9 protein-coding genes are annotated in these 9,508 nt (G+C 50.8%); 1 reads left to right on the forward strand and 8 read right to left on the reverse strand.

Annotated features, from left to right (window positions below; all coding sequences use genetic code 11):
• Nucleotides 1–273: 273 nt before the first annotated feature.
• The 6 genes from CODIS_RS17005 to CODIS_RS17030 all read right to left on the reverse strand — a co-directional run bounded on the left by CODIS_RS17005 (nucleotide 274) and on the right by CODIS_RS17030 (nucleotide 6,495).
• Nucleotides 274–3,735, reverse strand: a complete 3,462-nt coding sequence (locus tag CODIS_RS17005; RefSeq protein ID WP_069127242.1) for a choice-of-anchor D domain-containing protein — start codon at nucleotides 3,733–3,735, stop codon at nucleotides 274–276.
• A 549-nt stretch (nucleotides 3,736–4,284) separates the two neighbouring features.
• Nucleotides 4,285–4,668: a hypothetical protein gene (locus CODIS_RS17010; RefSeq protein WP_069127243.1), complete on the reverse strand. Its 384-nt coding sequence runs from the start codon at nucleotides 4,666–4,668 to the stop codon at nucleotides 4,285–4,287.
• A 72-nt stretch (nucleotides 4,669–4,740) separates the two neighbouring features.
• Nucleotides 4,741–4,989, reverse strand: coding sequence for a BrnA antitoxin family protein (locus CODIS_RS17015; protein ID WP_069127244.1), 249 nt, complete (start codon nucleotides 4,987–4,989; stop codon nucleotides 4,741–4,743).
• Nucleotides 4,982–5,263, reverse strand: coding sequence for a BrnT family toxin (locus CODIS_RS17020; RefSeq protein WP_069127245.1), 282 nt, complete (start codon nucleotides 5,261–5,263; stop codon nucleotides 4,982–4,984). Before CODIS_RS17020 ends, CODIS_RS17015 begins: the two co-directional genes overlap by 8 nt.
• A gap of 136 nt (nucleotides 5,264–5,399) precedes the next feature.
• Entirely contained in the window at nucleotides 5,400–6,047 is a 648-nt protein-coding gene (locus CODIS_RS17025; protein ID WP_069127246.1) for a hypothetical protein, read from the reverse strand.
• 73 nt (nucleotides 6,048–6,120) lie between these two features.
• Nucleotides 6,121–6,495: a 1-deoxy-D-xylulose-5-phosphate synthase gene (locus CODIS_RS17030; protein WP_235615266.1), complete on the reverse strand. Its 375-nt coding sequence runs from the start codon at nucleotides 6,493–6,495 to the stop codon at nucleotides 6,121–6,123.
• A gap of 270 nt (nucleotides 6,496–6,765) precedes the next feature.
• Between CODIS_RS17030 and CODIS_RS17035 the strand changes: the two genes are divergently transcribed.
• Nucleotides 6,766–7,713: an IS110 family RNA-guided transposase gene (locus CODIS_RS17035; protein ID WP_069127247.1), complete on the forward strand. Its 948-nt coding sequence runs from the start codon at nucleotides 6,766–6,768 to the stop codon at nucleotides 7,711–7,713.
• Nucleotides 7,714–7,998: 285 nt separating this feature from the next.
• Here CODIS_RS17035 and CODIS_RS21040 read toward each other — a convergent pair whose 3' ends face one another.
• Nucleotides 7,999–8,505: a competence protein CoiA family protein gene (locus CODIS_RS21040; protein ID WP_162420270.1), complete on the reverse strand. Its 507-nt coding sequence runs from the start codon at nucleotides 8,503–8,505 to the stop codon at nucleotides 7,999–8,001.
• Between the two features lie 81 nt (nucleotides 8,506–8,586).
• Complete coding sequence (locus CODIS_RS21045; RefSeq protein ID WP_154723182.1) at nucleotides 8,587–9,363, reverse strand: SEC-C metal-binding domain-containing protein; 777 nt, start codon at nucleotides 9,361–9,363, stop codon at nucleotides 8,587–8,589.
• Nucleotides 9,364–9,508: the final 145 nt, after the last annotated feature.

The raw sequence follows: 9,508 nt of genomic DNA on the forward strand, positions 1-9,508 counted from the left end.
GGCGGGCCATATGCCGACAAAATTGAGATGTCCGCCACTCATCAGAAGTAAATAATGACAAAGGTGCAACAATTGAATGTGCTGATCCCTCATGTATCACCACGTCTTTCGTGGTTGGTTGTACCTCGGCATATGAAATTAATATACACAGCTTGTGTATGAGCACATGGCCCTATCACGGTGACATAGAATGAAACTGCGATAGGGCCATAGAGAGTAACGGATGATGTCTGAGCAGCGGGGACCGCGTAGATACGGTCCCCGCAGAGCCGATTAACAAGCGTCGTCTTCCCCAGCGCAATCCTCGTCGAAGCAACAGGCATCGAGGCTTTGGGGCGTACAACCGCGATCGCAACAGCACTCATTGCAGCCACACTCGCATCGTTCCTTACTCGGGGTCTTTTCCCAGGCAGTGTAGGCGAGCAGGTCGAGGGTTATTTCCGGGCGCTCCGGATCGTCGGACTTGATCACGAGCCCCTGGGCGCGAGGGCACTTCTCCTCGGCTTTGTAGCGTATCAGGATGTCGAGCCTCGTGCCCGGATGGAGAGTCGCTGGGAAGGGGTTGTTGACCAGCTTCCAGTACTTACTCGGCCGAACGAGTCCGACATGCGTGACGTGAAGCGGGCAGCGGCCGATGTTCGTGAGGGTGAGTGTCCGCTCTCCTGCGCAGCAGGCCTTAACCCCGCCGATGCAGGTCGAGCCGGTGATCGACAGAGAGCCTTGAGGCGCAGTGCCAGTGACCTGGATCGTCTTTGGTCCCTGGGGATCGTCACTGTTTATCTTGAGCGTGCCCGCCTTGGCGCCAAAGCCGGACGGCTGAAACCGGATCGGGATTTGAAGGCTGTCGCCCGGGCCGATCACGATGGGGAAGCTCAGGACGCTTGGAAGGACAAATTCGGTACTCGACGAGGCGATGCTCTGGATCGTCAGCGGGCAGGGGGCACTGTTGGAAAGGGTCAGCATCCGGTCGCTGAAGTCACCGACGCAGGTCTTGCCGAAATCCCCATTGTCAGCGATTGCCGACACCAGGCGTGGCGGCGCCGCTTTGCCCGAGACCCTGAGCACGCGAGCCCCGTCGGGGTCGTTGGAGAAGACGGTGATCAGCGCCGTCTTGTTGCCGAAGGAGGTGGGCTGGAAGCGTATGGGGATGTCGATGCTGTCTCCCGAGGCGATCACGATCGGGTAGTCGTTGACGCCGGGCGCAACGAATTCCCCCGAATTCGAAGCGATGTTGGTGATCGAGAGCATGCCAAATCCGCTATTGGAGAGGGTCAGTATCATGACCTTTGATGTGCCAACGCATACATTCATGAAGGCGCCGTCGTCGGGCAGCACGGTGACAAGCCGTGGGCGGAGTTGCACAGTCCGGACCGCGATATTGTTGTCGTTGGGTACGAGCCGCCAGTCCTCGATGGTGCGATCCGCATGGTATTTGTCCGCATTGTCCGGATCACCCTCGGCAGAGACCACCATCATCATGCTGTCATCGCCGTCTTCGTTGGCATTCGGAACCCATGCGAAGGGGCCGACGATGATCTCCTCGCCGTCGTTCGGTTGGATCGAGGGTGCGCCGATCTCCGGGGTGTCCATGGGCTTGAATTCCGTGGGCCAGACATGTCCCGCGAGGGGCTTGCAGTGGAAGCCCCGGACATTGACCAGGTTGGCGATCGAGCTGCCGCGGTTTTTGACCCGTACATAGGCGTAGTTGATGCCGATCACCGGATCCTGGTGGGCGCCACCGCTATCGGGCTGGTGTCGGTTCCAGATGGTTGGGGTGGCCCGGTGGTCAGCGAGATACTTGTATTCACCGCCGCGCCCGTCGTCGATATAGACATCGACAAGGGGTGGGTCGCCGTCGTTCAGATCCTGTCTCTCGAAGGACCATTCGAGGACCTTCTCGTAGGCCCCCCCTGAGAGGCCGCGGGTCGTCCAGTCGCCCGCATCGGCGGTCAGCAAGGCGTCGAGGAAACCTGCCGGGGAGCCTGGGTTGGTGGCAGGCGATAGGGTGCTGACGGCGCGGAGCATGAGATAGGACATGAGATGGGCCGAGAATTCGCGTCGGGTCAGCGCCGTGGAATCGCCGCCGATGCTGCGATAGACGCGAAACAGCGTCGTCGACAGGATCTGCTCGGATGAGTAACTGCCCACATCATTGGTACCGCCCCAGCCCCAGCCGGCGGCGGGGTCGCGGTCTGAGCGTCGCCCCAGGGCAGAATAGGGCCAGAGCATGAAGCGGTCGTTGTTGCCGCCATCGTGCCATCCGGAATAGGGATCATTCAGAATCATGCCGAAGCTGTCCCCGGCGCTGTGTGCGAAGCCAAAATTCGCGGAGTTCACATGGTCGTAGAGGATGCCGTGCCCGCCAAGCTCGTGCAGCACCAGATACCAGTCCGAGGCGTTGCCCGTGGGTGCCCCGCCGGTGTTGTCGATCCGGCCGTAGCAGGTATGGTCGATCCCGTCCCCGTCGCCGATGCAATGCCCGTTGTTGCTGCCGCCGAACCCCCTGTGGTCAACTTTGATGGGAAAGTTCGTACCGTCGAAATAGGTATCGAGGGGAAAGCCGAGATCCTGGACCAGGCGGAAAAATCGGTCGTTATGATAGTAGGCATTGACGGCGAGGAACTCGTCGGTGCGCACATCGTAGTCGAAATCCACACCCTCAGGCTGGGTGGGTGGTGAGATGTTGGGGTTGTGCACATTTATCACTTGAACGTATTCACCCGAAAGCGATTGTGTGCCGGCTACGGCTGGGTCCAGCCCGAGAAGCTCGACGTCGTCCCGCAACGGATTGAGCACAGCATTGCTTTGGCTGGCATCGTTTGCCGTGTCCCCTGTCGAAATGATCGGGTCGTAGGTGAAGACGAGCCCGTTCACGTGGGAGGTGAGCGCCCGCAGATAGAGAACATCACCCGTGGCGACGCTGACCAGGAACCGCCAGTTCATCAGATGCCCCTCGTAGGGCAGCCGGACGATAAGTTCGGCTACGAGATGCCAGCTTCCGTCCTCGAGGGAGTCGGGAAGTGTTGCCAGGGGCAGGGTTGGGAGGTGTTCTCCCTCGATCGGCTCTTGAGGATAGTTCTCCTGTTTTTTCTTTGCTTCCGGGTGGTCATGTTGGCGCCGCGCGCGGTCGAGCTGGTAGACGTAGAAGCGCCCGGAGATGAGTTCAGGCGTTACACGGTCCTTGCCCTTGTCGGGCCCGTCGAGGCATGAGCCGAGAATGTCGGAGAGCTGCTTTGATGCGGCGCCTAGTGCCTGTTTCGATGTGCTTTTCTCCGCGCCGGGGCCTGACTCGCCGGCGGAGAAGAGTTTGTGGTAGCGGTTGATGTTGCGGGTTGGCGGCAGCTCGGCGTCAATGCCCGCTGTGCTCGTGTTGACGATCGAGATGATGCGGCCGGTTTCGTCATTTATGGTCGATGTGATCCCGGCGCCCCAGACCGGTGTGTCGAGATAGGTCTGGGCATAGACGTAGGTGGTGGTATCAAAGAAGGTTTTTTCATCGGCAAGGTGAAAGGAGGGGCCTGATTTTTTGGGCTCCAGATAGGTCGCTTTGCGGTCAAGCTCGCCGAGCTCCTCGATGTCAATGCCGATTTTGCCGGCGAGCCGGCGGACATGTGATTTCGCAGAGGTGTTGTTCGGTGTTGCCGAGCCGTTATCCGTAAAAGTGATTGCCCGTATGGTGCCGTCATCGTCGCGGGTAATCGTGGCGTTCAGATCTGCTTCGAGACTGTGTTTCATCGCTCTCCTCCATGTATCAGGACATTCAAACTTGTTGAAAATCCGGAACAAATAAGCATCCTTCCAACGTCCCTCGTAAGAAAACTTTTGATACTCGGTTTTCTTTGCCCTCAGACAACCATGAAATTTCGAGATAATCCGAGATCGATGACATGTTGACTGGCTTGCTCCTTTGCCGGGTCTAAGATACCCCACAGGTTATGCAAAACCGAGGTCGGAAATCCTTTCCCTATGAGCCGCCAGAGGCGCCGAGCTTGCGACGACTTAGGAGAGCGTACACAGGAATATAAATCGAGTGTAGAAAGACCATGTCAGCCTTACAAAGTGAAATTTACCGTGCAATTGCATCAACAATCGAGTATGGGATGCTTACGGCCTTTCTGAGTGTATGAACATAATGTCTGATATATTAAGTGTGGCCACTTCCTGATTTCCCAGAGCGTTTTTGGTTGCTAGTAGCAACACGCACCTTCCCTGCAGTAATTTTCCATTTTATTAACCTACTTTCACATAACGCTTCAATCAGCCGCCGCGTTTAGCGGTCGGCTGTTAAGAGCTGAAATACTCGCGGGCACTCCTATTTAAAAACAGATAACCAATTATTCCGCAAGAAAATATTATGCCGAATATGATTGCTGGCAACTGTTGCCAATAGACATATGGAGCAACCATAACGGATATAAACAAAAGCGAATAAATGTGCCGAGCATACTGCCAACGTTTAAGCAATAACACACCAGCAACAGGCATAGACAAACCCATTGCGGCAGTAGGTAAACCTCCTTCCCAAAGATCATAGAATTCCATTAATTCTCCTTTAAATGTTATAGGTATTCCTGGTATTACAACGGCCATGAAAAACATAAAGCAAAACAAGGCATGCGCAGTTATGAATTTTAAGAGAGTTGGCATTTCCTTAAATGCTTGGTACATGTTTATGCTCTTAACGATTAAGGCCAGCCGCGCGGCTCTGCTGCGTCGGATTGGGTCGCATGGTTATACCTTTCACCCCGCTTGCTTTAATTCTTCTCTGATGACCTTACGTAACACATCTTCCAGAGATTTATCGTGTGCTTTGATGTGCTCACGCAATGCTTCGTTGATGAGAGATTGGTAGTTCCCGCCTCCTGCAGCATGTACCAGGCTCTTGAAGTGTTCGATAATATCGGCATCCAAACGAATAGTAATACGAACCTTATTTGGGTCGGGTTTGATAATTGCGCCACGCTTTCCTTTACTGAAATTTTCACTCATAGCTCAGGCCTTGATAATACTGTTTGGTTTGACTGCGATCCGCGTACCGGGCAGATATAATGCGAATTAAATTTTCTTTACGCTCAGCATGAACAAAAAAAAGAACTTTGAGATCTGGTCCTAATCCCAATGTTTTTAAGCGTTGTTCTGGATGATCGCGATCTTCGATCGTGAGAGCGTTTTCGTCCTTCAGGGCAATCACTGCATCAGCAAAATCGGCTCCGTGTTTACGGAGATTTTCAGCAGCCTTCCTTGGATCCCACTCAAAGTCCATGAGTTAAGTGTATGTACAATTCGTGTACATGTCAATGTGGATAAAAGCTTCGATTTATCAGTGGTATAACGTCATGCTCTCCGGCGCGGCGGAGCCGCGTCGGGAGCAGCAATTTGTTAGGTTGATCAGTCAGTCGCTAATCTTCTTGCTTTTTAGGAGTGTGGAATACAACAACCACCTTTTCCTTCAAAGGACTACCAGTGATTTCCACAGTGTATTTTTTACCATATTCGAACCGCGGTACAGCCTCATTCGGAAAATACCTTGTTGGCTCTATGTTGAGTTCATGGATCTCATCAAAGATATCAATAATCCAGAACCACTTCACTGGGTATTTAGGTTCGATCGACACAAAGACTTTGCGCTTGTCTCTTCCTTTAATAGCGGTAGAAAAAAATACATCGAAAGAATCCGATGCACGTTTAAGCGTTGAATTTGATGTTGGAACGGTATGCGTTACTTCGATCTCACCAGGTTGTGAAATCATCTGATCGACAACTGGCGCAACGACAGGAAAAAGGAAAGCGATAGCAACCGCGCCAATAACGAGACCCAAAGAAAATTTCCAAGTCAACCACCTGCTTATCATGACAATATACGGGAAGCATACGGATAGCAAAATAAGACCTGCAAAGATCGCAAGAAATAGACCCGAGACTTGTATCCAAGTGTCCTGACTGCGCAGAGCAGCGATAATACCGATGACTGTTCCAACCAACGTTGCAAAGCCTGTGATGGATTGGTGGCTAGAAACCCACTTTGTTGCATCAACAAGTCGCCTCACTGATTATCCCCTCTGATTCGCAGGTTCATCAACCTAACGCCGCATTCAGCGGCTTGTCCGCTGTAATGACTGGTTAAGTGTTGATGTATTGGATGTACTCTTCATAAACATCACTGTCGATTTCAACGCCCTTATTACCTCCATAAAGACGATCTTTTTGATCTTTACGCGGTCCCGATATCCAATAGTGTTTTCCGGATTCTACTTCGAAGTAGTTTGCCTTGAAACCACTACCCTTAAGGCTTTGAAATTTATAGCCTCGATAATAAAGTGTTCTTCCAGTTTTTGAGAAATATACTCGACCAATACGTGCACTACCCTCTAGGCCCTCGGACTTGTCCTCAATATACATTATCTTTGCGCGAAATAACTTGAATTCTGTCAGGCGTTCCTCCCCATCAAAATCTCGCTTTTTTTGCTTTTCTTGCTTTCCTTGATGCCTGCTCATTTTGACACTTAACGCCGTAAACAGCGGTGAGGAGCACGCAGAGCGACGATCCGCTGCTTTGCCTTGTATGGTTCAATTCCCTTCATATGACCAGATCCCTAAGAGAGGAGTAAAGTGAAGCCCGTAACTTGTAGCAGCAAGTTACCGGTTCAGTAGCCCGATGATGCCAGGGTCTCACAGACCGTTAACAAGCGGGGGCACTGAACCGACCCGATTTATCTCGAACAGTCAAATGGGCTTCAAGCCCGAATTTAGCAAGGTAGAGCACAGATGACAAACCTTAAAAAGAGAAAATCCACCGTCAATGCGGGGGTCGATGTGGGGAAATGGATGCTCGACGTTCACATTTATGAGAAAGATATCCACTGGCAGGATGAGAATACCCCAGAGGGTGTCAGTAGGATACTCAAACGCCTCGCCCACTATCGGGTTAAACGACTCGTCATGGAGGCTACAGGGCGATATCAGCTAGCTTTAGCAGCGGCTGCCTACCAAAAGTCTCTGCCGGTTTGTATCGTCAAACCCCTGTCGATTCGTCGCTATGCCGGTGTGGTAGAACAATTGGCCAAAACCGACAAGATTGATGCCCGCGTTATCGCCGAATATGCGGCCATCATTCAGTCGGAACCTACGCCTAAAGTCAGCCGCAATCTCCTTATGATCAAAGACTTATTAACTCGCCGGAGACAAGTGATGGAGATGCGCACCCAGGAACTCAATCGTCTACAAATCATGGGTAAGGCCTTTGAGACCTCCTGCCGCCGTATCTTGCGATGTCTCGATGCGGAAATCTGCTCGATCGAGAAAAAACTCAACCAGTTAGTCGAGAGACAGGCTGAGTGGGCAGAGCGTAAATCCCTCTTACTGTCGGCACCGGGTGTCGGCGATACCCTGGCCTATACGCTATTGGCAGATCTCCCCGAGTTAGGCTCACTGAACAACAAACAGGTTGCTGCCCTGGTCGGTGTTGCACCGATAAACCGAGATAGTGGAATGTCACGTGGTAAGCGGCGCATCAAAGGCGGTAGAGCTGGCGTTCGCACAACACTCTATATGGCCACATTGAGCGCCACTCAATGTAATCCAGTCATACGGGCTTTTTACCGACAACTCGTTGATCAAGGCAAGCATAAGAAGGTTGCCTTGACGGCATGTATGCGTAAGTTTGTTACCATGTTGAATGCCATGGTAAGGGATCAAGTTGCTTGGGCTTACTGATCTTTAATCGCGGGGTTGACGCCACAGTCGCTTGTTAGGATTGCCACTTCTTCCTGTCATGCCCTGTTGAACCTAAATACTCGCCAGCATATTTTTCCAGCACTTTCTGATTGCGATACGAGCTAATTTCGATTTGGTTCTGATGGATGTGATTGGCTGCTTCTGCCGTAGCGTCGACTGACTTGGACAATCGCTGTATTACTTTTTGGTATTTAGGGCTCCAAATCCACTCACGCGGAGCAACTTCCAGAACCATTTTTTTTACATATTCGACGGAAAAATTAGTTAGCTGCGATAAGTCGATTTCAATGCAGGCTTTGTTGATGCTTTTGATTTTTTCTTTTTGTCGACGAAATGGGTAACCGAAACCTCAATCAGCAATTCATGACCTTTGTGGGTTGCAAAGACATCTGCCACGACATCGCCGATCTTCTTTTCGTGCAATGGGTTATCGAGCTGATACAAGCCCGGAGAAACAATTAATTCTTCTTCAACATATTTTTTGCCTACTCGATCTTTGCTTGATGCTCTTGCCTTAAGTTCTGGCAAGAAGATGCATTTTGATTCGACGAGGATTTGCTTGGCCAACAAATGCAGTGCTGTTTCAAGTGCGTCAGAACATTCTTCAGAAGAATGGTGCGCAAAGTGATGCTGTTTTTGACCGCGATTTTTTGCGACTAGGGCGCCTCCACACACAGGGCATGAACATCCGCAGGCTAGTCCATTTGCCACATCATCGATATGGACAACCTTGGAGTTTCTAATGCTCAATGGTAAGAGAACGTCGTTCATTTGAATCCTAACGCCATGCATCAGCGGCCAAATTGCGCACTTAGCGAGCAATTTTGTCTGGCTGCATGCTCTTGTTAGATTTTACCCTAGAAAACCATTGGGATGGCATTTCTTAGCCTTTAGACCGCTTCCACAAGGGCACGGTTTATTTCTTTGATTACCTTTTATTCGGGTTTTGCCTTTTGTCGGAATTTGAGTGGTTTGGCTAGGTTGTGTTCGTGCAGCGTCTTTCAATTTTTTCTCGAAATTCAACTTTAATTGCTCAATTTGAGCTTTAATTTTTTCTCTTACTAGTTCAGCTTGTTTATCCTGGTTCTCTTGCTCTTTATCCTTTTGCTTTTGATATTCAAGGTTTTCACGTGCAATCTCTAATTGTGCGCGCTCAATCTCCATCTTTTCTTCATGTTCTTCCGCGCCTCCAACCCATGTTTGGTATGTAATTACTAAAGTGATTAAGGAAATAAGAATGGTGACTAAATTGGTAACAGCCGATCCTGGTAGAGATTTAATTAAATCTGAAAATCGACGAAATCCAGGCTCAATTTCTGCAAGAGTATCTGCAAGCTCTCCGGCAGTTATTTCGTCATTTGCCGCTTCCAAATTATTCTTTAATTCTTCAAGCTTCTGTGGTTTACGATAGTTCTGGATATAGTCAAATAGATCCTTTACGTAAAGGCGCCCAGCAGAATCGGTAAAGCTATCAAGAATGCGAGCACTACCGCCGCACTTTGGACAATTTGTGGCACAACCCACAACCGCTGAGTTTCTTGATCCGGCCAGACTAAAAGGGGAGGGAAATATAAATCCGCACTGATTGCATACAGCAGGCGCCCGATTTTGATGCTGAACGCTATTCACAATAAAATCTAACGCCTAGCTCACGGGCAAAATGCGAGCGCAGCGAGTATTTTGTCCTGTGGAGCTAATTGTGTACGCCCAGCATGGGCATGAACTGATGGGGTGGAAGTCCCCTGTAGGAGAACCACAGTCGATGATCGATGAA

This window comes from Candidatus Thiodiazotropha endolucinida (genome assembly GCF_001715975.1).
GTDB lineage: Bacteria > Pseudomonadota > Gammaproteobacteria > Chromatiales > Chromatiaceae > Thiodiazotropha > Thiodiazotropha endolucinida.